Raw genomic sequence first — 24,118 nt, 5'->3', positions numbered from 1 at the left:
ATGGACACACGGGCCGCCGCCGAGCGGTTCACCGGGGTGTGGGAGCGGGCCTGGGCGTCGCACGACGTGACGGCCCTGCTGGAGCTGTACGCCGAGAACTGCGTCCACCGGTCGATGCCGTTCCGCGCGCCGCACCGGGGACGGGCCGAGCTGGAGGCATATCTGCGCTGGTCGTTCGCGGCGGAGCGGGTGACCGACGTACGGTTCTCGCCCCCGCTCGTGGGCGCGGACCGGGTCGCGGTGGCGGAGTTCCGGGTGCTGGCCGACGAGGACGGGGCGGCCGGCACGCTGGCCGGCTGCGTCTTCGTCCGGTTCGACGAGGCCGGGCTGGCGGTCGAGTCACGCGACTACTGGCACACGGCGGAGGGCCACCGGGAGCCGACCGGGCAGACCTTTCTCCTGTGATCCAGGACCTGTTCGGCACACTTCCCTCCAGTCCGACCAGTCGGTACGTTCGGGGTGCCCGGGCCGCACCGTAGCGGTCCGGGGTTCCGGCGGACCACGGAGGCTCCATGTCCGAGCACGTGCCACAGATACACGGCCACTGCGATCCACGGTTCGCGGCGGTGCGCGCGGCCTTCGAGGAGAACTTCCGGGACCGGGGCGAGCTGGGCGCCGCGGTGAGCGTCACGGTCGACGGCGCCATGGTGGCCGATCTGTGGGGCGGCCGGGCCGACGCGGCGGGCACGCGCGCGTGGGAGCGGGACACCGTGGTCAACGTGTGGTCCACGTCGAAGGGCCCGACGGCGCTGTGCGCGCACATCCTCGCCGACCGGGGCCTGCTCGACCTCGACGCTCCGGTGGCCGTGTACTGGCCGGAGTTCGGCGCGGCGGGCAAGGAGCGCGTCCTGGTCCGGCATCTGCTGTCCCACCGGGCGGGCCTGGCCGGGCTGCGCGAGCCGCACTCCCTCGATCAGCTCTACGACTGGGAGCTCACCACCGCCCGCCTAGCGGCCACGGAGCCCTGGTGGGAGCCGGGCACCCGGTCCGGCTATCACGCGCTCACCTACGGCTTCCTGGTCGGGGAGCTGGTGCGGCGGGTGTCGGGGCTGCTGCCGGGGGCCTTCCTGGAGCGGGAGGTGACCGGTCCGCTGGGCGTCGACTTCACGATCGGGCTGCCGGAGAAGGAGGCCGGGCGGGCGGCCGAGCTGGTGCATCCGCCGGTCGCCTCGTCCAGCGAACAGGCCGCGATCCTGAGCCAGTTGGCACCGGCGGCCGTCACCGCCCTGACCAATCCGGCGGCGGGCGCGAGCGAGGCCAACTCGCCGCGCTGGCGGGCCGCGGAGATCCCGGCCGCGAACGGCCACGGCACCGCTCGGGCGGTGGCCGCGCTCTACGGGATCTTCGCCGGCCGGGGCGCGTACGGCGGGCATCGCGTCCTGTCCCCCGAGGCGGCCGAGCGGGTGCGCGAGGGACAGGGCGCCTGCCGGGACCTGGTGCTGGGGGCGGGGTTCGCGCACGAGACGGAGATCGGGCTCGGGCTGTGGCTCAGCGGTCCGAACGGATCGTACGGACCCAACCCGCGCGCTTTCGGACACGACGGCTTCGGCGGCTCGTGCGGGCTCGCCGACCCGGAGGCGGGGGTGTCGCTGGGGTACGTGATGAACCGCATGGGGCCGCACATCGCCGACGACCCGCGGAAGACAGCGTTGGTGGACGCCCTGTACAGCGCGCTCTGAGCGGCGGCGCGGCGCGGCCGCGCGGACGGTGCGGAGCGGTCCGGTTTCGGCCGATCGGGCGGCCCGCCCTTCCCTGCTGGTTTAGACCAATGCTAGATCTGGTGGCGCACCGAGTCCGCACGACCACGGCACGTCACCCACAGGAGGCGCGCGGCATGGCCCGCAGCACCACCCCCACCACCCCTGATGTCCACCCGCACCCCGGCGAAGGACCGCTGTACCGGCGGATCGCCGCGGAACTGCTCGGCGAGCTGCGCGAGGGCACCATCGCACCCGGCGAACGACTGCCGGCCGAGCGGCAGTTGGCCGGACACTTCGGCGTCAGCAGGCAGACCGTACGGCAGGCCCTGGAGGTCCTGCGGAGCGACGGACTGGTCGAGACCGACCGGCGGGGCAGTCACGCCGCCCTGCCGGCCGGGTCGCTCGGCACCCCGTCGTTCCTCGCCTTTCCCGTGGGCGCGCGGCCCGCGGACGACGCGTCGGCGGTGGCCCGCGCCGCCGTCAGCTGGGAGACGCCCCCGCCCGCACACGCCGAGGCGCTCGGACTCGCCCCGCACCGGCCGACGCTGGTGCACCGCTACGAGTCCGCCCGCGCCGACGGACGCGGTCTGCGTACGGCCGTCACGTCCTTCTCCGCGGTCGCCCTGGCCGAGGTGGAGGAACTGGCCCGCTACCGCGACCGCGCCGACTCGAACGCCTCCCCGGAGCTCCGGCGGGCCTACGACTGGATGCGCCGGGCCGGTCTGACCCTGCACCACCGGGACTGCATCACGCATCTCGACGACGACCCGTCGATGCGGGTCACCCGGCGCGTGCACGACCAGTACGCGCGCCCCCTGGAGATCACCGACCTGGTGGTGGACACCCGGCGGGAGGCACTGGTCTACGCGTTCACGCTGCCCGCGGCCGGCTGATCCCGTCCGGACCGGCTCCGCGTACCGTCTCAGCGGTCCGTCCGGCGCGCCTCGACCATGCGCACCCGTGGACTTCCGTCGCTCCTGGTCCCGAACTCGGGCAGGGCGCGGAGGTCCACGCGGAACCCGGCGCGCTCCAGTTCGCGCCGCACGTCACCGAGCCGGAAGGCCCGGTAGTACATCACGAACGGCGGCCGCCACAGGGCGTTGCGGACCCGCATCACGGCGTCGAAGCCGAGCAGCATCCAGAACGCCGGCGAGGAGCGCCTCGGCGGGGCCAGGACGGGGAACGCGAAGCATCCGCCCGGCCGCAGCGCGGTCCGCACCCGGGCGAACAGGTCCGGCAGTTCGCGGGGCAGGAAGTGCCCGAACGCGCCGAAGCTGACGACGAGGTCGAAGGCGGCGGTGAACGGCAGGGCCCGGGCGTCCGCGCGCACCCAGGACACCCGGGGGCCCGCCGGACGGATCCGCCGACGCGCCTGGGCCAGCATGCCGGCGCTGAAGTCGACGCCCGTCACACTCCCCCGGCACACCGTCGCCAGGACCTCGACCCCCGCACCCGTGCCACAGCACAGGTCGAGGCCGTCCTCGTACGGGCCGGAGTCCTTCAGGGCCGAGGCGACCGCGTCCAGGACGGCGTCCGGCGTGCGGAAGGGCGTGTGGTCGAACTTCGGCGCGAGGAGGTCGTAGCCGTGCTCGACGGACGACAGGGCCTGGACGGCGAGTTCGCGCAGCGTGGGGCCTTCGGGACTGAACATCCGCGTCAGCCTACGGCCGTCCGCCGCTTCAGGAGCAGCAGGGCGCGTTCGCACCAGGCCAGGTTCGTCTCCTCGAAGGCGATGCCGGCCATCAGCGTCAGATAGGGGCCGATCCGGTCGGCCTCGGTCAGGTACACGTCCTCGGTGCGTCCGTCGAGGAGGCGGTCACGCACCCGCAGGTAGCGGTCGAGCTTGGCGCGGGACCAGGTCCTGCGCTCCTCGACCAGCGCGCGGGTCACCTCGGGGTCCACGCCGTCCATGGCCTGGATCCTGATGAGGAGTTCGTCGCGGATGGCGGTGGGCCGCCGCGGCGGGGTGGCGGCGAAGGCGTCCAGGTCCGCGCGGCCGGCCTCGGTGAGGGTGAACATCCTTTTGTTCGGCCGGCGTTCCTGCTGCACCACCCGGGCCTCGATCAGGCCGTCCTGCGCGAGGCGCTCCAGTTCGCGATAGAGCTGCTGCGGGGTCGAGGGCCAGAAGTTCGCGAGGGAGACGTCGAAGACCTTCGACAGCTCGTAGCCCGATGCCTCGCCTTCCAGGAGGGCGGCCAGGACGGCGTACTTGAGGGACATATGGACACGTTAGCAGGAGGCGATTATTGTCATCGACACCTACTCAACAAATTTACCAATCATGCGATGAGGTGATCCGATGCGCGCGTTCCGCGAGGCGGTCGAGGCCGGCGATCTCGATGCCGTCGAAGCGCTGCTGGCCGAGGACGTGGTGTTCACCAGCCCCGTCGTGTTCAAGCCGTACCCGGGCAAGGCGATCACCGCGTCGATCCTGCGGGGGGTGACCCGGGTCTTCGAGGACTTCCGCTACGAGCGCGAGCTCGACGGGGGCGACGGGCGTGACCACGCGCTGGTGTTCCGGGCCCGGGTGGGCGAGCGGGAGCTGACCGGCTGCGACTTCATCCATCTGAACGAGGAGGGGCTGATCGACGAACTCACGGTCATGGTCCGCCCGTTGTCGGGCGCTCAGGCGCTCGCGGCGGCGATGGGGGCCCGGTTCGACCAGATCCTGAAGGAGGCGGAGGCCCGGTCGGCCTCCGCCTCCTGACGTCAGGCAACCGTGAGGGTGAGGGCTCCCGTATAGGTCGCACCCGGCGTGAGGGCCGTCGGCGTCCCGTCGACGGCCAGGGTCACCCTCCTGCCGCGCGGCGCCTTCACGGCCGCGTCGGCGGCCAGGGTCAGCGAGGTCAGGTACGACGTCCCGGTGACCGTCCAGACGGAGCCGCTGCCGAGCCGGACGATCGCGCCGTTGTTCACGGCGGGCCGCGCGGTGTTGGTGACGATGCCGAGCTCGTAGAAGGTGGACGCGTCGATCGACGGCACCCGGTGCTCGGCCTTCGCCGCCGAGATCACGCCCTTGAGCGTCGCCCCCTCGAAGGCGAGGACCATGTTCTTGCCGCTGCGCATGCCGTTGTAGAAGTCGCCCTCCAGGTCGATGGCGGTGAAGGTGGCCGCGCCGTCGGTGGAGTGGACGGCGGTGACGTCGAAGGACGCGTTCCTGACGGGGTCGGTCGTCGGCTCGGTGTAGACGCCGACGTTCATCATCCTGCCGCCGACGTTCACCGGGCCCGGGTCGTCCAGCTCGATCATCTGGAGGAGGACGCCGTCCCGCGGGTTCAGGCGGGCGCCGCCCGAACCGTCGACGGTGATGGCGGTCTGCTGGCCCTTGTTGAGGAAGGTGGCGCGCTCGGAGTTGATCACCGTGCCGCCGTCGAGGGTGAGCGTGCCGGCGCCGAAGAACATGTAGCCGAAGTGACCGGAGTTCACGACGGTGTTGCGGACCGGCAGGGCCGCCGACTCGGCCCGGGTGAGCCCGAGTTCCAGCTCCGCGTCGAGGGCGGCGACCGCCTCGCGGGTGCTGTCGCCGTAGTGCACGACCGCGGCCGGACCGGCGATGATGGTCGCGTAGCTGCCCACGTCGAACCGGGAGCCGAGGACGCGTACGGTGGCGTCGCCGATGGCGTAGGTCCCGTAGCCGTACTCCCCCGTGTTGCCGATGTGGCTGTTGATCGCGGTCAGCTTCAGCCCGCTGCCGCCCTCCACCGACAGGGCACCCCAGGTCTCCGAGAACACGGTGGAGCCGATGTAGGTGGCCCTGCTGTCCTTGCCGATGAGGTTGGTGGCGCGGACATTGCCGTCGAGGCCCAGCATCCAGGGCACCGACTCCATGTACGGGGTCTCGACCGTGGCCCGGTAGTCGGCGGGCAGCACGCCGTTGCGGGTGTGGACGGTGGAGTTCTTCACCACCACGTTCGCGCCGTCGTTCGAGATGACCCCGGTGCGCACGACACCCTTGGTGCTGATCCGGGCGCCGTCCACGACGAGCGTGGTCGCGGATCCGTCGCCGACGACCGCGGCGCCGTAGCCGGCGAAGTCGCAACGGCCGTTGCCGGTCAGGGAGATGACGGGCCGCTGGAGCGTGTAGGTACCGTCCTGCACGAAGACGCCGTCGAAGCACTCGCCGGTCGAGGTGATCGAGATGCCGCGGGCCAGGGTGTCGGTGAGCTTTCCGCCGGTCACCGCGGCGAGGACGGAGCGGTCGCGGTCGACACCGTCACCGTCGACGTAGAGGGCCTGCCGGAAGGGGAAGGTGAGGGTCTCGTAGGTGACGTCGTTGGCGGCCGCCACCGTGAGGACGACGTCACCGCGGTAGGTGCCCGGCCGGATCAGGGTGGCGGTGCCGCCCGTCGCGGTCAGCAGCTGTCCGGTCTCGACGCCGTCGACGGTCAGGGTGAGGCCGTGGCCGGCCGGGGCCGCGATCGCCCCGCCCCCGGCGAGGGTGAGGACGCTCAGCCGGGTGGTCGCGGCCACCTCGTACGTCTCGCCGGAGCCGACCGTGAGTGTCCTGCCGGAACTCTTGGTCCCCGCGGTGGCGGCGGTCGTCGGGATGAGGACCGCGCCGGCCGTGGCGGTACCGGCGATCAGGATCGAGCGTCGGGTGATCAGCGTCATTGCTTGCCTTCCCAGAGGTCGATTCGCGCCGTCGCGCCCGGAGACCGGGTGCGTCGTCGCGCAGCGTGAGCGCCCGCCGTCGGCGACAGAGGCCCGGACGGCACGGGCGGGGGCACCAGGGGTGCGCACGAGGGAGTGAATCAGCCTGCCCCACCTGGCAGTAGAGGTCGCGCGCAGCCATTCGGGAACCCGATGCCTCGGATCGCACCGCCCGGTCCACAGTGGTGACACAGGGTCGTGAAAGGCGCCGTCTAGGAGGGCGCGATCATGCCCGCCGACAGGTCGATGTCCGCGCCGCACAGCCCCGGCATGGCGAGCATCGCCACCAGGGCCCGGGCGACCTCGTCCTCCTCGACCAGGCGGCCCAGGGCGGCCCGGGACGCGAAGTCGTGCTCGGCCTCCTCGACCGTGCAGCCCGTCAGCTCGGCGGTGAGGCGGAAGTTGCGGTCCATGCGCGGGCCGCGCACCGGGCCGGGTGAAAGGGAGTTGACCGTCACGCCCTTCGGCCCCACCTCGCCGGCGAGGGTGCGGGTCAGGCCGAGCAGGGCCGTCTTGGAGGCCGTGTAGGGCGTGCGGTTGAGCAGCGGGCGTTTGCCGCTCACGGAGGCGACGTTGACGACGTCACCGCGTCCGGCCGCGAGCATCGGCGGCAGGAACGCCCGGCACATCAGGTACACCCCGCGGACGTTGACGGCGAAGACCTCGTCCCACTCCTCGGGTTCGACGTCGACGAGCGGGCGCACCGGGCCCGCGACCCCGGCGTTGTTCACGAGCAACGACACCTTCTCGTCGGCGAGTTCGGCGGCCAGGGAGCGGACCGAGACCGGGTCGGACACGTCACAGACCGCCGTACGCGCCTCGCCGCCCCCTTCGGCCACCCGCTCCGCCGCCTCGGTCAGGCTCGCCCGGTCGCGGCCGGTCAGCAGGACCCGGGCGCCCGCGGCCGAGAGCGCCAGCGCGAACGCCCGGCCCAGCGGCCCTCCCCCGCCCGTGACGAGCGCCGTCCGCCCGTCGAGGCTCACGCGGTGTTCCAGGGCAGCGCGTCACCCGCGGCCCGTGCCGCGCGGACGTCACCGGAGCGCGCGTGCCCCTCGAACAGCTCCACCCGCGAGGCCCGCCCGCACAGCCGGCCGAGCAGGGCCTGCGAGCCGGTGTCGGTGACCTCCTGGTAGGTGACGGTCCTGAGGTACTTCCCCACCCACAGGCCGCCGGTGTAGCGGGCGGCGCCCCGGGTGGGCAGCACATGGTTGGTGCCGATGACCTTGTCGCCGAACGACACACAGGTGCCCTCGCCGAGGAACAGGGCGCCGTACTGGGTCATCCGCTCCAGGGCGAGCCTCGGCTCGGCGGTCAGCACCTCCACATGTTCGAAGGCGAACTCGTCGGCCAGTGCGTACAGTTCGTCGATCGAGTCGACGACATGAACCTGGCCGTGGTCGCGCCAGGCGGGCTCGGCGAAGTCCCGGGTGGGCAGGCCGGGCAGCAGCCGTTCGACCTCGGCGACGGTCCGTTCGGCGACCGCCCGCGAGGTGGTGATCAGGACCGCCGGGGAGTCGGGGCCGTGCTCGGCCTGGGAGAGCAGGTCGACCGCGCACACGAACGGGTCGGCGTGCTCGTCGGCGAGGACGAGGATCTCGGTCGGCCCGGCGAACAGGTCGATGCCGATCTCTCCGAACAACTGCCGCTTGGCTTCCGCCACATAGGCGTTGCCGGGTCCGGCGATCAGGTTCACGGGCCGCATGGTGTCCGTGCCGACGGCCATCGCCGCCACCGCCTGAACCCCGCCGAGCAGCCAGATCTCGTCCGCGCCCGCGAGGTGCATCGCGGCGACGGTGGCGGCGGGGATCTCTCCGCGGATCGGCGGGGTGCAGGCCACGACCCGCGGCACGCCCGCCACCTTCGCGGTCACGATGGTCATGTGGGCGGAGGCGGTCAGCGGGTACCGGCCGCCCGGGACGTACGCGCCGGCCGCCTGCACGGGGAGGTGCTTCTGCCCCAGCCGGACCCCGGGCAGGGTCTCCACCTCGAACTCCCCCAGGGAGTCGAGCTGACGGCGGGCGAAGGCGCGCACCTGCTCCTGGACGAACCGGATGTCCTCGATGACCTGCGCCGGCACCGACGCGACGATCGCGGCGACCTCCGCCCCGGACAGCCGGAACGACTCCGGGCTCCAGTCGTCGAACTTCTCGGAGTACTCGCGCACGGCCGCGTCACCGCGCTCTCGTACGTCGGCGATGACGTCGGACACGGTCGCGCGCACCTGATCGAGGGAGGCGGTCACCTCGGCCCTGGGTACGGCGTGCTTCAGGATCTCTGCCACGACTGCGGCCTTTCTCGGGGAGAGGGAGGGGAGGAGGGGAGGGAGCGGCGTCACACGGGCGGCGCTTCGAAGAGCACGTCGGGGTCGTTGAACTGCTCCTTGGCGACCGACTCGCTCATCGGGTCGGCGGTGCCCCACTGGTCCTGGGTGAGCGGGTCGTCGACGTCATGCCGTCCGGGGTGCCACAGGTCCTCTTCGAGGACGGCGAGTTCGGTGGTGTACTCCACCGTGTTGCCGTGCGGGTCGTGGAAGTAGGAGAAGGTGTTGTCGCCCGCGAGGTGCCGTCCAGGACCCCAGGTCAGCCGCGTCCCGGCGCGCAGTGCCCGGCCGGTGCCACGCATGTACTCCTCGACACCCCGCATCTCGAACGAGGTGTGGTGCAGGGAGACATGGGGGCCGCGCGCGATGGCGAAGGAGTGGTGCAGGGGGCTGCACCGCAGGAAGTACATGAGGTCGCCCATGTGCGCGGAGTACAGGGTGTCGGTGAGCCGGAAGCCGAGGTGCTCGACGTAGAAGTCCCGCAGCCGCGCCGGGTCCTGGGAGTTGACCACGCAGTGGGAGAGCCGGACCGGGATCGCCTCGCGTTCCTCGATCCTGCGGTGGACGCGGGTGGCGACCTCGGCGGAGACCTCGACGACACGGCCGTCGGGGTCGAAGAAGCGCAGGGCGTAGCCGCCCCCCGGGGTGTCCAGCGCGCCCGGCTCCCCGATGAGCCGGATCCCGGCCCGGCCGAGTCGTACCGCGAGTTCGTCGACGGCCGCCGCGGACACCGCCCCGAAGGCGACGAGGTCCATCCGCTTGCGCTCGTCCGCGCGGATCCGCACGACGTAGTTCTCGGGGCTGCCCTCGGCGGCGAAGAAGGCGAGACCGCTGTCGCTCGCCACCTCGGTCAGGCCCCAGGTGGTGCCGTAGAAGGCGCGCTGCCGCGCGAAGTCCGGTACGGCCAGGTCGACATGGCGCAGATGGGTGATGAGGGAGGACGTCACGGTGCGCTCCTGACGGTGTTGCGCTGGTGGCCCAGGCCGGTGATCTCCGCCTCCAGCACGTCCCCGGGGCGCAGGAAGACGCCCCAGTGGGCGCCGTTGCCGGCCGGGGAGCCGGTGAGCAGCAGATCGCCGGGCTGCAGGGTGGTGGTCGTCGAGACGTAGGCGATGAGCCGCGGGATGTCGAAGATCATGTCCTTGGTCGACTCGTCCTGCCGTACGACACCGTTGTGGCGCAGGGTGATCCGCAGGCCGCCCGGGTCCCCGGCGAAGGCGGCGGGCACCAGGAAGGGGCCGGTCGGCAGGAAGGTGTCGGCGTTCTTGGCGGTGAACCAGTCGGTGCCGATGGCCTTCAGGTCGGGCCGGTAGAGACGGTCGCGGGTGGTGAGGTCGTTGCAGGCGGTGTAGGCGGCGACGTGGTCGTAGGCGTCCTCGGCAGCGATGTTCCGGCCCGGCTTCCCTATGACGAGGGCGAGTTCGAGCTCCCAGTCGTGCTGTTCGCCGAGCGCGGGCAGGACGATGTCGTCATAGGGGCCGCACATCGCGCGCGGAGAGCCGAGGAAGACGTACGGGACCCCGGTGCGGATCCGCTCGTCCATCATCTTCTCGGCGTCGGCGCGGGCCTGATCGGGGGTGGCGCCGTGCACGCTCTCCTTCTCGGCGGCGACCAGATCGACCACGTGCTTGCGGTAGTTGGCGCCGCTCTGGAGGATCTGCCCCGGCTCGATCGGGGCGAGGATCCGCAGGCCGGCCAGGTCGTGCCAGGTTCCGTCGGCGCGTCCGGCGAGTCCGGCGAGGCGGGGCAGCCAGGTGTCCCAGTCCTCGACCAGGGCGCGCACGGACGGCACCAGGTCGGACAGGTCGCGCACCCGCGCCCCGGTCACCAGACCGGGGAAGGGGCGGGATGCCGGGTCGTCGCCGGCCGTCCGGAACGTGCCGAGCGCGAAGGGTCCGGCATGGGTGGGGAGTGGATCGGGCACGGGCGGCTCTCCTCGTCCGGGTGGGGGGCTCGCCGTCGACGCTAGGCAGCCCGGGGCGGCGGCGGAAATGGCCGTTGGCGATGCCTGCCATCACCGGCGTGCCCGCACCCGGCCGCGCCGGGGGGCGGCTTCACCGCGCGGTACCTCCATCGCCGTACGGGATGGATGACGTCCCCCTTGGCGATGCCTCGATCCGTTGACCGCGCGGGCGGCCCCGACCAGGCTCGGAGCACCCCCGTCCCGAGGAAACCAACGGAGTCCGCCGTGGTCGTCGAGCATGCCCAACTGACCGTCGAGACCGGCCGGGAGGAGGAGTTCCAGGAGGTCTTCCGTACGGCGCGGGAGGTGCTCGCGGAGGCCGACGGCTTCCGGTGGGCGCGGCTGCTGCGCTGCGTCGAGCGGCCGCGGGGGTTCCTGCTGCTGGTCGGCTGGGACTCCGTCGAGGCCCACACGGTCGGCTTCCGGGAGTCCGAGCGCTTCGGGCGCTGGCGCGCGCTGGTCGGACCGTTCTTCGCCGCGCCGCCGGCCGTGGAGCACTACGACGAACCCGTCCCGCGCTGAACCCGATCTCCCCCACCTGTTCCTACGTCCGCAAGGATCGCCCATGCCCGTACAGAAGGTGCTCGTCGTCGGCGGCGGCATCACCGGAAGCGTGCTGTCCGTCGCTCTCGCCCAGCGCGGCGTCGACGTCGACCTCGTCGAGATCTCCCCCCGGTGGTTCGGCGTGGGCCACGGCATCACCCTTCAGGGCAACGCGCTCAAGGCGCTGCGCTCCGTGGGCGTACTGGACCGGGTCCTGGAACGGGCCGTGCCGTTCGACGTGCTGCGGCTGCTGCGCGCCGACGGCGCACTGATAGCGGAGCTGCCCACTCCGCGCACCGGGGGGCCGGACCTGCCCCCGACCGCGGGTGCGCTGCGGTCGGACCTGCAGGACGCACTGTGTGACGCCGTGCACGCGCACGGCGTCACCGTGCGGCTGGGCCTCACCGTCGACCGTCTGGAGCAGTCCGCCGACCACGTGGACGTGACCTTCACCGACGGCACCACCGGCCGCTACGACCTGATGGTGGGGGCCGACGGGATCAACTCCCGGATGCGCGAGCTGATCGGGATCACGGCCAGGCCCGCTCCGGTCGGCATGTCGATCTTCCGGGTGGTCGCCGAGCGGCCCGCGGAGATGGTCTGCCACGAGGTGTACTACGGCGGCCCGCGCTTCAAGGCCGGCTACAGCCCGATCTCCGCCGACCGCTGCTACACCTACCTCCTGGACGAGAACCTGGACGCGTCCCTCGTGGGTCCGCGGGCCCCGCTGGCGCTGATGCGGGAGCGCGGTACCGGGTACGGCGGCACCTGGGCGAAGATCATCGCTTCGCTGCCGGACGACACGGCGGTCGACTACCGCTGGATCGAGGCGGTGCTCGTGGACGAGCCCTGGTACCGCGGCCGGACGATGGTCGTCGGCGACGCCGCGCACGCCTGTCCGCCGCTCATCGCCCAGGGCGCGGCCATGTGCATGGAGGACGCGGTGCTGCTGGCCGAACTGGTCACCGGGGACGGGCCGTTGGAGAAGGCCCTGGACCGCTTCATGGCCCGGCGGCTGCCCCGGGTGCGGATGGTGCTGGAGAACTCGCTGCGACTGGCCGAGTGGGAGATCCACCCCGACACCCCCGGCGCGGACCCGGCCCGGATCATGTCGGAGACCCTCGACTCGCTGACGGCGGCCGCGTGAGCGCGCCCGTCGGCCGGCCGGGCGCCCCCGTCGTCGATTTCCACGGCCATCTCGCCGTCCCGGCCGCCGAGGCGATCGTCGCGGGCACCCCCGGTCTCGCCGCCGAGCTGGCCGCCGAACAGCGGGCCCACTCCCCGGCCTCCCTGGCCGTCAACCGGGCCCAGCTGGAGCGGCTGCGGCCGAGACTGACGGACGTGTCCGCGCGACTCGCCGATCTGGACGCGATGGGGGTCGACGCGCAGGTGGTCGGCCCGATGCCGATGCACCACTACTGGGCCGACCCGGCGACGGCCGCACGGCTGGCCCGTACCGTCAACGAGGCCGTCGCCGCGCACTGCGCGGCGGCGCCCGCGCGGCTCCACGGGCTCGGCACGGTGCCGCTCCAGCATCCGGACCTGGCCGTGACGCTCCTCGCGGAGGCGGTCGGCGAACTCGGCCTGCACGGGATCAGCGTCTCCACGACCGTGCACGGCCGCGAGCTGGCCGACCCGGCGCACGACCCGGTGTGGCGGGCGGCCGAGGGGACCGGGGCCGTCGTGTTCGTGCACCCCTGGGGCTGCTCGCTGGGCGAACGGCTGGCCACGCACTATCTGGGCAACACCGTCGGACAGCCGGTGGAGACGGCGGTCGCCCTCTCGCACCTGATCTTCACCGGCGTCCTGGACCGCTTCCCGGGCCTGAGGCTGGTGGCCGCCCACGGCGGTGGCTATCTGCCGACGTACATCGGGCGTTCCGACCACGCCTGGCGGGTGCGGGCGGACGCCCGCGGCTGTGCCGAGCCACCCAGCGCGTATCTGCGGCGGATGTGGTTCGACGCGCTCGTCTACACCCCGCGCGCCCTGCGCCATCTGGTGGCGGAGGTGGGCGCCGACCGGGTGGTGCTCGGCACCGACCACCCCTTCGACATGGGTGTCGGCGATCCGCTGGCCCGCCTGGACGCCGCCGGCCTCTCCCCGGCCGACCGGGCCGCCGTCGCCGGCGGCACCGCACTCGACCTGCTGCTGAAAGGACATCCGCGATGACCCTCGGTCCCATCGAGGAGGAGCTCGCCAAGGCCCGTTCCGCGTACCGCAACTGGGGCCGCTGGGGCGAGGACGACGTGCTCGGCACGCTCAACTTCCTCGACGACGCGATACGCGCCCACGCGGCGGGCCTGGTCCGCCGCGGACGTTCCTTCTCCCTCGCCCTGGAGTTCAACGAGGCGGGGCCGCAGCGCGGGTTCCGCGGCCGGATCAACCCGGTGCACTACATGAAGGACACCGGGTCCGACGCGGCCGCGGGCACCCAGGGATTCCCGCACGGCTTCGGCGGGGCGGACGATCATGTGGTGATGCCCCTCCAGGCCTCCACCCAGTGGGACGGGCTGGGTCATATCTTCGACAACAAGCAGGCCTGGAACGGCCGTTCGTGCACCATCGTGAACGGCGACGGCGACTCGGTCACCGGCATCGAGCACATGGCGGACGTCTTCACGGGACGCGGGGTCCTGCTGGACGTCGGCCGCGCGGTCGGCGACGAACACGGCGAACTGCCCGACGGCTTCGCCATCCTGGAGGAGCATCTGCGCGCCACGATCGAGGCGCAGGGCGCCACCTCGACGGTGCGTCGCGGTGACCTCGTGCTGGTGCGCACCGGTCAGCTCGGCCGGGTACGGCGGCTCGGCGGCTGGGGCGGATACGCGGCCGGGGACGCGCCCGGTCTGTCCTTCACCACCCTGGGCTGGCTGCACCGCACGGAGATCGCGGCGATCGCCACGGACACCTGGGGTCTGGAGGTACGGCCGTACGAGTTCGCCGAGCCGGCGATGTCCCCGCTGCACCAGATCGCCATCCCCAACATGGGCCTGCCGCTCGGCGAGATGTGGGACCTGGAGGCCCTCGCGGAGGACTGCGCGGCCGACGGTGTCCACGAGTTCCTGCTGGTCGCCGCTCCGCTGCCGGTCACCGGCGCGGTGGGCGCGCCGGTCAACCCGATCGCGGTGAAATGAGCAGGCACGTGAACGCGAACCGCTTCTCCGGCACTCTCCACCTCCCCGGCGACGAGGGCTTCGAGGAGGCCTGCTTCGGGCGGGTCTTCAACGCCCGGCGTCCCGTGGACCGTACGCCGGCGGCCGTCCTGGAGGCCGTCTGCGAGCAGGACGTCGTCGAGGGCGTGCGGCTCGCCCTGGAGCGCGGCTGGCAGGTCGCCGTCCGCTCGGGCGGGCACAGCTGGCCCGCCTGGTCGGTGCGCGAGGACGCGCTGCTGATCGACCTCGGAGAGTTCCGGGAGATGGCCTACGACCCCGCAACCGGGATCGTGACGGCCACGCCCAGCGTCAAGGGCGGCGACGAACTCAACCCGTATCTCGGTGAGTTCGGACGCTTCTTCAACGGGGGCCACTGTCCCTCCGTCGGCATCGGCGGCTTTCTGCTCCAGGGCGGTCAGGGCTGGAACGCGCGCGGCTGGGGCTGGGCGGCGGAGAACATCGTCGCGATCGACGTGGTCACCGCCGAGGGCGAGCCGGTGCGCGCGGACGAGGAGCACCACAGCGACCTGTTCTGGGCGGCCCGTGGGGCGGGCCCCGGCTTCTTCGGGGTCGTCACCCGCTTCCATCTGCGCACCCGGCCCCTGCCGCGGCACCTCGCCCACACGGTCCACGGTTACCCCCTGGAGCTCTTCGACGAGGTCATGACCTGGCTGCACGGCATGCACCACACGGTGTCCGACCTGGTCGAGATCGTCGCGCTGACCCAGACCCCGCCGGGTTCCGACACCGCGGTGCTGCTGGTCACGGGCGTGTCGATGACGGACACGCCGGCGCAGGCCGCCGAGGCGCTGGCCCCGCTGCACGCGAACCCGTACGCCGACCGGGCCCTGTTCCGGGTGGAGGCGCGGCCGACCACCCTGGCCGAGCAGCTCGCGGGCCAGCGCGCGGCCAACCCCGAGGGCCACCGCTACCTCGTCGACAACGCCTGGCTGACCGGCCCGGCGCGGGAGGTGGTTCCGGCGATCCGCGAGGCGTTCACCGGGCACCCGACCCCGGGGACCTTCACCATCTGGTTCTCGATGGCCCCGCTGCGCCCGCTCCCCGACATGGCCTTCTCGTTGCAGTCGGAGATCTACTGCGCCACCTACGTCGTGTACGACGACCCGGGGCGGGACGCGGAGCTGCGGGCCTGGCTGGACGCGGCGACGGCGGCGATGCGGCCGGTGACCGCCGGCCAGTACCTCGGCGACTCCGACTTCACCGTGCGGCAGTTGCGGTTCATGGGGGACGCGCAGTGGCGGCGGCTGAACGAGATCCGGGCCGTGCGCGACCCCAAGGGTCTGTTCGCGGGCTACCTCGATTCCGGGGCCGTCACCAACACCAACCACTGGGAGCAGTGAGCGATGCGGTTCGCGACATACGAGTACGAGGGCGCCGAGCGCGCAGGCGTGGTGCGGGACGGCGTCGTCCATCCGCTGCCCGAGGGTGTCACCGTCCTGACCCTGGTGGAACAGGACGTACTGCACGCGGCGGGGCGGGAGGCGCTCGGCCGGCCCGGTGAGCTGGCGGTGGACCAGGTGCGGCTGCTGCCGCCGCTGAAGCCGCCGTCCATCCGGGACTTCGTCGGGTTCGAGGCGCACATCGAGGGGGTGTCGAAGTCGCTCGACGGCCTGGAGCACGTGCCCGAGGAGTGGTACCGGGCGCCCAACTTCTACTTCACCAACCCCCACGCGGCCTACGGCGCCCACGACGACGTGCCGGTACCGGCGGGGTGCTCGGTGCTGGACTTCGAGCTGGAGGTCGCGGCCGTCGTCGGCCGGGCCGGACGCGATCTCACGCCCGAGGGGGCACGCGCACACATCGTCGGCTACCTGGTCTTCAACGACTGGTCGGCCCGGGACCTGCAGAAACCGGAGAAGAACCTGGGGCTCGGCTTCTCCAAGGGCAAGGACTTCGCCAACACGCTGGGCCCCTGTCTGGTCACCGCCGACGAGGTGGAGGACCGGCGCGACCCGGACGGCTTCCTGGACCTGGAGATGACGGCCACCCTCAACGGGCGGCTGATCGGCCGGGACACCCTGGCGAACGTCTCCTGGACCTTCGAGGAGATGGTCGCCTACGCCTCCCGGGACGCCTGGGTGCGGCCCGGCGACGTCCTCGGCTCGGGCACCTGCGGATGGGGCGCGCTGGCCGAGTTCTGGGGTCGTGTCGGGGAGCGCACCCCACCGCCGCTGCGGCCCGGCGACGAGGTGGAGCTGAGCGTGGAGCGGCTGGGCACCCTGCGCAACCGGATCGTCCCGGGGCGCAGGGACGTCTATCTCCCCCGGGCGCGCAAGCGGGGGCGCACGCCGCGGCCGTAGCCGGCCCGCTCTTCGTTGACCTGCGGGTATCCGGGGATCCGATGGCTGTTATCGGATCCCTGTGAGTTGCCTCCCGGAGTCTTCCTCGCCGTGGACGGGGTCGTTACGCTCCGGTTCCACCGAGCTTCAAGGACGCGGCGCGGCCGGAAGGGGACAACATGGGTCTCGGAGCGATCGACCTCAATCTTCTGGTGGCGCTGGAAGCCCTCCTGGAGGAGAAGAACGTCACCCATGCCGGGGTACGGCTCTCCACCAGTCAGTCCGCCATGAGCGGCTCGCTGGCCCGGCTGCGCCGTCACTTCAACGACGAGCTGCTGATCCGGGTGGGCCGCGAGTACGAGCTGACGCCGCTCGCGGAGCGGCTGCTGCCCGTCGTCCAGGCCTCCCTGCACAAGGCCGAGGAGGCGCTGTCGCTCACCCGGCACTTCGACCCGTCGCGCAGCCGGCAGCGGTTCTCCGTGGTGATGTCCGACTATGTGATGACGGTGTTCGTGGAGCCGCTGCTCCGGGTCATCGCCCAGGAGGCGCCGGGCGTGCGGATCGACGTGCACCCGATCGTCGACGGTCAGCTGGAGACGGAGACCCACCTGCGCTGTCACGACCTGATGGTGGTGCCGCTCGGCTACCAGCTGCCCGGGGTCAGCGAGGCCGTGATGCACGACCGGTTCGTGTGCATCGTCGACCCGGACCATCCGCGTCTGGTCGACGGACGGCTCTCGCTGACCGACCTGGCCCAGATGCCGCACGCCGCGTCGGCGATCGGCAAGAGCCTCACGCCCACCGACCGCCAGCTGGAGACCCTCGGCATCGTCCCGCGGGTGCAGGTCAGCACGCCGGGCTTCAGCGTCCTGCCGTTCCTGGTGGCCGGCACGGAGCTGGTGGCCCTCGTGCCGGAGCGGCTGGCGCGGCGCTACGAGGGCTTCGCCCGCTGCGCCGTGGTACCGACGCCGTTCCCCGACGTACCGCTGGTGGAGGCCATGTACTGGCACCACAACCGGCACTCCGACCCGGCACACCGCTGGCTGCGGGAGACGGTGCGCCGGGTGGGCGCGTCGCTGGACGAACCGGTGATCGCCGGAGCGGATGCCAGCCATGGTGAACACGCGTTTCCGGAGCTGACCGCGGCTCCCTAGCGTGGACGGGAAGGATTCCCGTACCCCCAGGAGGAGCCGTGAGCCGTACGCGTCTGGCGGGCCGCACCGTCGTCGTCACCGGAGCCGCGCAGGGCCAGGGCGCCGCGGAGGTGGCGGCCGCCGCCCGGGAGGGCGCGACGGTGGTCGCCACCGACGTCCTGGACGAGTCCGGCGAGAAGCTGGCCGCGGCCCTGCGCGCCGAGGGCCTCGACGTGCGCCACCGGCACCTGGACGTGTCCTCGCCGGACGACTGGGCGGGCCTCGCCGACGAGCTGGACGTCGTGCACGGCCTCGTCAACAACGCGGGCATCGCGATGCGGGCGCGCCTCGGCCAGGTGAGACTGGCCGACTGGGAGCGGGCGTTCGCGGTGAACACGACCGGAGCGCTGCTCGGCATCCAGACGCTCGCCCCGCTGATGCCGGCCGGCTCGTCCATCGTCAACGTCGGCTCGGTGGCCGCCCTGACGGCTCATCACGCGGTCGCCTACACGGCCAGCAAGTGGGCGTTGCGCGGACTGTCGAAGGTGGCGGCGCTGGAGTTGGCGCCCCGGGGGATCCGCACCAACCTGGTGCATCCCGGGTACATCGAGACCCCGCTGATGGCTTCCGCGAACCCGGTGTTCGTGGGGGCGCACCTGGCGATGACGCCCCAGGGGCGCCCCGGCTGCGTCGAGGAGGTGGCACCGCTCGTCGTCTATCTGCTGTCGGACGAGGCGTCGTACGTCAACGGCGCGGAGATCACCGTCGACGGCGGCTACGCGGCACACGGCGGGGTGATGGCGATCACGAACGCGCTCGACGCGCCGGAGGCCGGCCGCTGAGGCGTGTGCCCGCGGGCCGGCCGCCGTGCCGGGTGACCCCTGCCGTGGCCGGACCTCAACTCCCGAGGTCCTCCAGGGTCGTCCTCGTGTCCGTCTTCAGGTAGCCGGTGACCTCTTCGAGCGTCGGCGGGTCCGTGTCGTCGTCGTACGAGGAGTAGTAGGCGCTGTAACTCATCGTGTACGTCACCCAGCCGTCCCGCACGGCGAGCGTGGCGTAGAGGGATCCGCTCGACGACCCGGACGTGGTGTCGTTGCTGACGAGGTAGGCCTCGTCGCCAATGCCCGTGATGGCTTCCACGTCGTAACCCGTGTGGCTGTCGGCGTAGTTCTTCCAGGCCGCGGTGAACTCCGGCCCGGGGTCGGTCTTCTTGTGCAGGTCCAGCTGGGAGTACAGGTAGGCGTCCGCGTAGCTGGACGTGGACTTCTTCAGGCTGATGCTGCACAGGCCCTCGTCGAGGGCGTCGTCCTTGAGGGTGTTGTGCGTCGGGGAGGTGTCGTTGTCCGGGTACTCCTCCTTGAAGGACGAGTAGTCCGTGGAGTTGCACAGGTTCGACGGCGCCGAGTAACCGCTCAGGTCGGGGTCGTCTTCGGCGCCGATCAGGAAGACGCCGGCCGCCCAGGCCGCGGACGCCAGCACCGCTCCGACGGCGCCCCACAGGACGGCTTTCCCCGCGCCACCGCCACCGCCGCCTCCGGGCGGCGGGCCGACCACGGGGTACGGACCCTGCTGGAGGTAGGGGTTGACCGGCTGCGGCGGCGCGGGCTGCCCGACCAGGGTCGGCTGGGCGTAGACGCTCGGCTGGCCGACCTGGGTCGCGGGCGCCGCCGGCGGGAAACCCAACGGCCCGCCGGGGGCCGGCGACTGCGGATGCGGATAGGGGTACGCGCTCGGCTGGGCCGGCGCGTCGGACGGCTGCTCCGGCTGCTGCGGGGGCTGAGGCGGCGTGGACATGACGTGAAGATAATGCAGAAATGGCGGTCAAGTCCGCTACCGTTACGGATCGTTACCCTCTGAGGACATCTGTGGGAGAACCCGGAAGAGGCCGGGACTCCGGCCCGGCCTCTCCTGTGTCCGCCGTCGGTCCGGCTCCCCCTCCGTACCGCTTGTCCGGCGGGGGGGCCGGTGCCTAGACGGTCGCCGTCCGCACCCGGGCGCCGACCGTCGCCTGCGCGGTGCTCTTCCGCACCAGGAACAGCGTGACCAGCGCGCCCAGCAGTGACGCGCAGCCGCAGATCACCACGCCGACGGCCATTCCGTGCCCGAGGGCGGCCTGGGCCGCCGCGCGAGCGCTGTCGCTGCCGGCGTTGACGACCGCGAGGGGCCCCGCGGCCGCCTCCATCCCGGCGTCGGCTCCGCTCAGCTTGCCCACCAGCGCGGCGGACGCCGCGCTCATCGCGACCGTGCTGATGACGGCGGGGCCGAGGCCCTGGCCGAACTCGCGCACCAGGCTGGTCGCGCCGCTGGCCATGCCGGTCATGTGGAGCGGTACGGCGTTCACGGCGGCGGAGGTCAGCGAGGAGACCACGCAGATGAAGCCGATGCCGAGCAGCAGCACCGGGCCGATGAAGGCGGCGAGCGAGGTGGTCGTGATGGGCAGGGCCGCGATCCAGAACTGCCCGGCGGCCATCGGCAGCAGGCCGCCCATGAGCAGCCAGCGGGGTTCGACCCGGGTGAGCATCCGGCTCAGCACGGGCGCCAGGAGCAGCGGGACGAGCTGGAGGATCACGAACGGCATGCCGGCCCGCAGCGCGCTGAGGTGCATGACGGCCCCGAGGCGGATGGAGACGCAGTAGGCGGTGCCGATGAAGCCGAACATGCCGGCCAGGGCGACCACGGCGGCGGCCGCGAACGACGGGATCCTCAGCAGGTCGAGATTGAACATCGGCGACTCGGCGCGCTTCTCCGCGACGACGAAGGCGACGAGCGACACCGCGGCGAGGGTCAGCGAGCCGACGATGGCCGGGCTGCTCCAGCCGCGTTCGCCGCCCTCGATGATGCCCCAGAGCAGGGCGGTGAGGCCGACGGCGACGGTGATCTGGCCGGGCCAGTCGAGGGCGCGGCCCTCGGGCGCCTTCGAGTCGGTGACGAGGACCCGGCTGGTGACGGCGACGGCCAGACCGAGGACGACCGGGGGCACGAACGCCCAGCGGAAGTCGGCGACCGTGGCGAGCACACCGGAGGACAACGGGCCCGCGGCCGAGGCGAGGGAGATGCTGAGCGCCCAGGTGGACACGGCCCTGGCCCGGTCCTTCTCACCGGGGGTGGCGGCCGCGATCACGGCGAGGGAGCTGGGGAAGAGCGCGGCGGCGCCGACGCCCGCCAGGGCCTGGCCGATCCAGAGCATGCCGATGTTCTGCGCGGTGGCGTTGAGGAGTTCACCGAGCGCGAGAACCAGTCCGCCGAGCACCAGCAGGCGTTTGCGGCCGAAGAGGTCGCCCACCACACCGAAATTCAGCTCGAGAATGGCGGTGGGGAGAATGAACGCCGAGGTGACCCAGGCGACCTGGGAACCCGAGGCGCCGAATGCCGCCTGGATTTCTCCGTTGATGGGCGAGGGAACCGTGATGCACAACTGTGCCGCGGCGACCGCGAGACAGCATGCTATGAGCGTTCCACGGTCCAGTCTTTTCACAGCGGACGTCAAGGACGTCGAATCCGTCATCGCGCTTTCCCTCACTCTGCGTTCTTCTCTATGAGTTCGATGAGATTTCCCTCGGGGTCACTGACCCAGGCCATACGGACGCCGGGTTCGGGCGACGGCCCGGGTTTTCTGACCTCGCCCGCTCCGCACACGACGAGGGCGTCGTAGACGGGGTCGAGTTCGGGGGTGGTGACCGCGAAGTGGCCGTATCCCTCGGTGAGGACGGCGGTCACCGGATCGGGGGCCCTCAGGCCCGGGGCGGATCCGGGGCGGGCGAGGAGTTCGAGGCGCCAGCCGTGCGGATGTTCCAGGACGACCCCGGTCAGGCCGGTGCCGTCGAGGCGGAACTCGAAGACGCTCTTGAGCCCGAACGCGTCCTGGTACCAGGCGGTCTGGGCGGCGAGGTCGCGGACGTTGACGCCGACGTGGTCGAGCCGGGCGCGCATCCCGGGTCAGCCCGCCATCGCGCTGTCGCCGCCGTCCACCATGAGGTTGGCGCCGTTGACGAAGGCGGCCTCGTCGCTGCAGAGGAAGGCCGCGACGCGGGCGATGTCCTCCGGTTCGGCGATCCGGCCGACGGGGATCCGCGCCTCCAGGTGGGCCTTCGGCCCCTCGGGGTCGTCGAGGAAGGGCGCGGTGGCCGAGGTGCGGGTCATTCCGGGGGCGATGGTGTTGACCCGGATGCGGTGCGGGGCCCCGGCCGCGCACAGGTGCTTGCTCATGGCCAGCACACCGCCCTTGGCGGCACCGTGCGGCACCATCGGCAGGAACGGGGCGCCGCGTACGGCGGCCACCGAGGCGACGTTGAGGACGGCCCCGCCGCCACGGGCGACCAGGTGCGGCCAGGCGGCGCGGGTGCACAGGTAGGGGATGTCGAGTTCGTTGCGGAGGGTGAAGTACCAGTCCTCGACCGGCTGGCTGTCGAACGGTCCGTTCCGCAGCGCGGAGGCGTTGTTGTAGAGAATGTCGATTCCGCCCCAGGCCGAGATCCCGGCGTCGATCCACTCCTTCGCACCCGCCTCCGTGGACAGGTCCACGGGGGCGTGGGAGCGCATGACTCCCCCGGCCTTCTCCACGAGTCCCACGGTTTCCGCGGCGCCGTCGGCGTCGATGTCGCAGCCGAATACACTCGCCCCTTCCGCCGCGAACAGCAGCGCCGCCGCACGTCCTATTCCGGCTCCCGTGCCGCTGATGAAGGCGATTTTCCCCGCCAGTCGACCCATGATTGTCCAAGTCCCTTGTTCATGCCGCCGAAGTGCGGTGGTGGCAGCGTAGGGAGAGCCTTTCGCCGGAACAAGAAATGCGTCGGCCCGGGGGCATCGGGGGTTCGTATGGCTGGTATGCGGGGGCGACGCACGCCATGGTCGTCGCAGGGCCGCACAGCATCTCCGCGTCGCCCTTCGGCTGGGTGGCCGAGCCGTGGGGAACAACCGTCGCCATGGGCGCGTTGACGCCATCGGGACCGACCGGCGTGCTACAGTGCCGGTAGCACTTGTGTACGCCCCCCTTGTGGGCGCCGGTGCCAGTTCCCTTCAGTTCGCCGCATCACCCGTCGTTTCCGACCGGTACAGCGGCTTTCCCGCACCACCTCACCGACGGTTCGATTCTGCCGTGGCCGAGGTGCTGTTCCCGCCGCCCGAGGCGCGCCGTGCGCCCTCCCTTCGCGGCTGCTCCCCCCTCCCCGCATGTCTCATGCCTGCCGTCCTCGAAAGGACCGACCACCATGACCACCACTCTCGAACACCCCCCGGTACAGCAGCAGCCCCCGGCCCGGGCCGTCGCCGGTGTCCTCGACATCGACGCCGGCGGGAAGGGGCACCTGCGCCCCGCGGACTGCCTGCCCACAGCCGCCGACCTCCAGGTCCCGGCCGCGCTGATCCGCCGTCACAACCTGCGCAGGGGCGACCTCGTCGAAGGGGTGCGCGGTACTCAGCGCGCCCTCACCGAGGTCGCCCGTGTCAACGGCCGTACGCCCGAGGAGCAGCGCGCCCGTCGGCACTTCCGCGACCTCACCCCCGTCCACCCGCACGAGCGGCTCCGCCTGGAACATCCGGCGGCCGGCCTCGCCGGACGGGTCACGGATCTCGTCGCGCCGATCGGCAAGGGCCAGCGCGGACTGATCGTCGCCCCGCCGAAGACGGGCAAGACCGTACTGCTCCAGCAGATCGCCGCCGCCGTCGCCGGCAACCACCCCGGGGCGCGGCTGATGGTCGTCCTGCTCGACGAGCGGCCCGAGGAGGTCACCGACATGCGGCGCTCCGTGCGCGGCGAGGTGTACGCCTCGACGTTCGACCGGGCGCCCAAGCAGCACATCGCGCTGGCCGAACTCGTCATCGAGCGGGCCAAGCGGCTCGTCGAGGCGGGCGAGGACGTCGTGATCCTCCTCGACTCGCTCACCCGGCTGTGCCGGGCCCACAACAACGCGGCCGCCGCCGGGGGCCGCACCCTCAGCGGCGGTGTGGACGCGACCGCGCTGATCGGCCCCAAGCGGTTCTTCGGCGCCGCGCGGGCGGCCGAGGAGGGCGGCTCGCTCACCGTCCTCGCCACCGCCCTGGTCGAAACGGGCTCCCGCGCCGACGACTTCTACTTCGAGGAACTGAAGAGCACCGGCAACATGGAGCTCCGCCTCGACCGCGAACCGGCCTCCCGCCGGGTCTTCCCGGCCGTCGACATCAACGGCTCCGGCACCCGGCGCGAGGAACTCCTCTACTCCCCCGGCGAGTTGACCGGCGTACGCGGTCTGCGCCGGGCCCTGCAGACCCGGGACGGCCAGGCGAACCTGGAGACGCTCCTGGAGCGGATGCGCGAGACGCCGGACAACACCGCCTTTCTGCGCCGCATCCACCCGACCCTGCCCGCCGCATAGGGCTCGG

General features: G+C 72.1%; 24 protein-coding genes. 13 read left to right on the top strand and 11 right to left on the bottom strand.

Going from position 1 to position 24,118, the window contains the following annotated elements; genetic code table 11:
* From OHU34_RS37985 to OHU34_RS37975, 3 genes are all read left to right on the top strand, one after another.
* Entirely contained in the window at positions 1-405 is a 405-nt protein-coding gene (locus tag OHU34_RS37985; protein ID WP_142268851.1) for a nuclear transport factor 2 family protein, read from the top strand.
* Between the two features lie 107 nt (positions 406-512).
* Entirely contained in the window at positions 513-1,679 is a 1,167-nt protein-coding gene (locus OHU34_RS37980) for a serine hydrolase domain-containing protein (protein WP_405770675.1), read from the top strand.
* A 155-nt stretch (positions 1,680-1,834) separates the two neighbouring features.
* Positions 1,835-2,593, top strand: a complete 759-nt coding sequence (locus tag OHU34_RS37975) for a GntR family transcriptional regulator (RefSeq protein WP_142268853.1) — start codon at positions 1,835-1,837, stop codon at positions 2,591-2,593.
* A gap of 29 nt (positions 2,594-2,622) precedes the next feature.
* Here the strand turns inward: OHU34_RS37975 and OHU34_RS37970 are convergent, their stop codons facing one another.
* Both OHU34_RS37970 and OHU34_RS37965 read right to left on the bottom strand, forming a co-directional pair.
* Positions 2,623-3,351, bottom strand: a complete 729-nt coding sequence (locus tag OHU34_RS37970; protein ID WP_142268854.1) for a class I SAM-dependent methyltransferase — start codon at positions 3,349-3,351, stop codon at positions 2,623-2,625.
* 5 nt (positions 3,352-3,356) lie between these two features.
* Positions 3,357-3,920, bottom strand: coding sequence for a PadR family transcriptional regulator (locus tag OHU34_RS37965; RefSeq protein ID WP_142268855.1), 564 nt, complete (start codon positions 3,918-3,920; stop codon positions 3,357-3,359).
* 79 nt (positions 3,921-3,999) lie between these two features.
* Between OHU34_RS37965 and OHU34_RS37960 the strand changes: the two genes are divergently transcribed.
* Positions 4,000-4,407, top strand: a complete 408-nt coding sequence (locus tag OHU34_RS37960; RefSeq protein WP_142268856.1) for a nuclear transport factor 2 family protein — start codon at positions 4,000-4,002, stop codon at positions 4,405-4,407.
* 2 nt (positions 4,408-4,409) lie between these two features.
* On the opposite strand, the gene OHU34_RS37955 is transcribed toward OHU34_RS37960, so the two are convergent.
* The 5 genes from OHU34_RS37955 to OHU34_RS37935 form a co-directional block, all read right to left on the bottom strand.
* Positions 4,410-6,311 carry a hypothetical protein gene (locus OHU34_RS37955; protein ID WP_405770669.1) on the bottom strand — a complete coding sequence of 634 codons (1,902 nt, stop codon included), beginning with the start codon at positions 6,309-6,311 and terminating at the stop codon, positions 4,410-4,412.
* Between the two features lie 251 nt (positions 6,312-6,562).
* A complete protein-coding gene (locus tag OHU34_RS37950; RefSeq protein ID WP_142268858.1) occupies positions 6,563-7,333 on the bottom strand; it encodes an SDR family NAD(P)-dependent oxidoreductase in 771 nt (256 codons plus the stop codon).
* Positions 7,330-8,631, bottom strand: coding sequence for a histidinol dehydrogenase (gene hisD, locus OHU34_RS37945; RefSeq protein WP_142268859.1), 1,302 nt, complete (start codon positions 8,629-8,631; stop codon positions 7,330-7,332). Before hisD ends, OHU34_RS37950 begins: the two co-directional genes overlap by 4 nt.
* 50 nt (positions 8,632-8,681) lie before the next feature.
* Positions 8,682-9,617: a VOC family protein gene (locus tag OHU34_RS37940; protein WP_142268860.1), complete on the bottom strand. Its 936-nt coding sequence runs from the start codon at positions 9,615-9,617 to the stop codon at positions 8,682-8,684.
* Positions 9,614-10,594, bottom strand: coding sequence for a fumarylacetoacetate hydrolase family protein (locus tag OHU34_RS37935; protein ID WP_230197017.1), 981 nt, complete (start codon positions 10,592-10,594; stop codon positions 9,614-9,616). Before OHU34_RS37935 ends, OHU34_RS37940 begins: the two co-directional genes overlap by 4 nt.
* Before the next feature lie 264 nt (positions 10,595-10,858).
* On the opposite strand from OHU34_RS37935, the gene OHU34_RS37930 reads away from it, so the two are divergent.
* The 8 genes from OHU34_RS37930 (at position 10,859) to OHU34_RS37895 (ending at position 18,603) form a co-directional block, all read left to right on the top strand.
* Positions 10,859-11,155 carry an antibiotic biosynthesis monooxygenase gene (locus OHU34_RS37930; RefSeq protein ID WP_142268862.1) on the top strand — a complete coding sequence of 99 codons (297 nt, stop codon included), beginning with the start codon at positions 10,859-10,861 and terminating at the stop codon, positions 11,153-11,155.
* A 43-nt stretch (positions 11,156-11,198) separates the two neighbouring features.
* The gene (locus OHU34_RS37925) at positions 11,199-12,323 is read left to right on the top strand and encodes an FAD-dependent monooxygenase (protein ID WP_405770662.1); all 1,125 of its coding nucleotides are present in this window, start codon (positions 11,199-11,201) and stop codon (positions 12,321-12,323) included.
* The gene (locus OHU34_RS37920) at positions 12,320-13,345 is read left to right on the top strand and encodes an amidohydrolase family protein (protein ID WP_405770659.1); all 1,026 of its coding nucleotides are present in this window, start codon (positions 12,320-12,322) and stop codon (positions 13,343-13,345) included. The genes OHU34_RS37925 and OHU34_RS37920 overlap by 4 nt, the downstream gene beginning before the upstream one ends.
* The gene (locus OHU34_RS37915; protein WP_142268865.1) at positions 13,342-14,310 is read left to right on the top strand and encodes a cyclase family protein; all 969 of its coding nucleotides are present in this window, start codon (positions 13,342-13,344) and stop codon (positions 14,308-14,310) included. The genes OHU34_RS37920 and OHU34_RS37915 overlap by 4 nt, the downstream gene beginning before the upstream one ends.
* An 8-nt stretch (positions 14,311-14,318) precedes the next feature.
* Positions 14,319-15,689: an FAD-binding oxidoreductase gene (locus OHU34_RS37910; protein ID WP_405770655.1), complete on the top strand. Its 1,371-nt coding sequence runs from the start codon at positions 14,319-14,321 to the stop codon at positions 15,687-15,689.
* 3 nt (positions 15,690-15,692) lie between these two features.
* On the top strand, positions 15,693-16,649 hold the full coding sequence (locus OHU34_RS37905; RefSeq protein WP_405770652.1) for a fumarylacetoacetate hydrolase family protein: 957 nt from the start codon (positions 15,693-15,695) through the stop codon (positions 16,647-16,649).
* Between the two features lie 158 nt (positions 16,650-16,807).
* A complete protein-coding gene (locus OHU34_RS37900) occupies positions 16,808-17,782 on the top strand; it encodes a LysR family transcriptional regulator (RefSeq protein WP_142268868.1) in 975 nt (324 codons plus the stop codon).
* A gap of 38 nt (positions 17,783-17,820) precedes the next feature.
* Positions 17,821-18,603, top strand: a complete 783-nt coding sequence (locus OHU34_RS37895; RefSeq protein ID WP_142268869.1) for an SDR family NAD(P)-dependent oxidoreductase — start codon at positions 17,821-17,823, stop codon at positions 18,601-18,603.
* 55 nt (positions 18,604-18,658) lie between these two features.
* Here OHU34_RS37895 and OHU34_RS37890 read toward each other — a convergent pair whose 3' ends face one another.
* From OHU34_RS37890 to OHU34_RS37875, 4 genes are all read right to left on the bottom strand, one after another.
* The gene (locus OHU34_RS37890; protein ID WP_200840018.1) at positions 18,659-19,555 is read right to left on the bottom strand and encodes a hypothetical protein; all 897 of its coding nucleotides are present in this window, start codon (positions 19,553-19,555) and stop codon (positions 18,659-18,661) included.
* A 175-nt stretch (positions 19,556-19,730) separates the two neighbouring features.
* Positions 19,731-21,266, bottom strand: coding sequence for an MFS transporter (locus OHU34_RS37885; protein WP_405770647.1), 1,536 nt, complete (start codon positions 21,264-21,266; stop codon positions 19,731-19,733).
* Between the two features lie 11 nt (positions 21,267-21,277).
* Complete coding sequence (locus tag OHU34_RS37880; protein WP_142268871.1) at positions 21,278-21,691, bottom strand: VOC family protein; 414 nt, start codon at positions 21,689-21,691, stop codon at positions 21,278-21,280.
* A 6-nt stretch (positions 21,692-21,697) separates the two neighbouring features.
* A complete protein-coding gene (locus OHU34_RS37875) occupies positions 21,698-22,468 on the bottom strand; it encodes an SDR family NAD(P)-dependent oxidoreductase (protein WP_200840019.1) in 771 nt (256 codons plus the stop codon).
* 500 nt (positions 22,469-22,968) lie between these two features.
* Here OHU34_RS37875 and rho point away from each other — a divergent pair, with 500 nt between their 5' ends.
* Positions 22,969-24,111 carry a transcription termination factor Rho gene (gene rho, locus OHU34_RS37870; protein WP_142268872.1) on the top strand — a complete coding sequence of 381 codons (1,143 nt, stop codon included), beginning with the start codon at positions 22,969-22,971 and terminating at the stop codon, positions 24,109-24,111.
* The last annotated feature ends 7 nt before the right edge of the window (positions 24,112-24,118 follow it).

The sequence above is a fragment of the Streptomyces sp. NBC_00080 genome (assembly GCF_045041255.1).
GTDB lineage: Bacteria > Actinomycetota > Actinomycetes > Streptomycetales > Streptomycetaceae > Streptomyces > Streptomyces coriariae.
The sequence above is the reverse complement of the archived record's forward strand: the minus strand, read 5'-3'. Positions and strand labels throughout refer to the sequence as shown.

Coding starts and splice junctions, on each gene's coding strand:
- OHU34_RS37985 (WP_142268851.1), top strand. CDS start 1: ATGGACACACGGGCCGCCGCCGAGCGGTTCACCGGGGTGTGGGAGCGG.
- OHU34_RS37980 (WP_405770675.1), top strand. CDS start 513: ATGTCCGAGCACGTGCCACAGATACACGGCCACTGCGATCCACGGTTC.
- OHU34_RS37975 (WP_142268853.1), top strand. CDS start 1,835: ATGGCCCGCAGCACCACCCCCACCACCCCTGATGTCCACCCGCACCCC.
- OHU34_RS37970 (WP_142268854.1), bottom strand. CDS start 3,351: ATGTTCAGTCCCGAAGGCCCCACGCTGCGCGAACTCGCCGTCCAGGCC.
- OHU34_RS37965 (WP_142268855.1), bottom strand. CDS start 3,920: ATGTCCCTCAAGTACGCCGTCCTGGCCGCCCTCCTGGAAGGCGAGGCA.
- OHU34_RS37960 (WP_142268856.1), top strand. CDS start 4,000: ATGCGCGCGTTCCGCGAGGCGGTCGAGGCCGGCGATCTCGATGCCGTC.
- OHU34_RS37955 (WP_405770669.1), bottom strand. CDS start 6,311: ATGACGCTGATCACCCGACGCTCGATCCTGATCGCCGGTACCGCCACG.
- OHU34_RS37925 (WP_405770662.1), top strand. CDS start 11,199: ATGCCCGTACAGAAGGTGCTCGTCGTCGGCGGCGGCATCACCGGAAGC.
- OHU34_RS37915 (WP_142268865.1), top strand. CDS start 13,342: ATGACCCTCGGTCCCATCGAGGAGGAGCTCGCCAAGGCCCGTTCCGCG.
- OHU34_RS37905 (WP_405770652.1), top strand. CDS start 15,693: ATGCGGTTCGCGACATACGAGTACGAGGGCGCCGAGCGCGCAGGCGTG.
- OHU34_RS37900 (WP_142268868.1), top strand. CDS start 16,808: ATGGGTCTCGGAGCGATCGACCTCAATCTTCTGGTGGCGCTGGAAGCC.
- OHU34_RS37890 (WP_200840018.1), bottom strand. CDS start 19,555: ATGTCCACGCCGCCTCAGCCCCCGCAGCAGCCGGAGCAGCCGTCCGAC.
- OHU34_RS37885 (WP_405770647.1), bottom strand. CDS start 21,266: ATGACGGATTCGACGTCCTTGACGTCCGCTGTGAAAAGACTGGACCGT.
- OHU34_RS37880 (WP_142268871.1), bottom strand. CDS start 21,691: ATGCGCGCCCGGCTCGACCACGTCGGCGTCAACGTCCGCGACCTCGCC.
- OHU34_RS37875 (WP_200840019.1), bottom strand. CDS start 22,468: ATGGGTCGACTGGCGGGGAAAATCGCCTTCATCAGCGGCACGGGAGCC.
- rho (WP_142268872.1), top strand. CDS start 22,969: ATGACCACCACTCTCGAACACCCCCCGGTACAGCAGCAGCCCCCGGCC.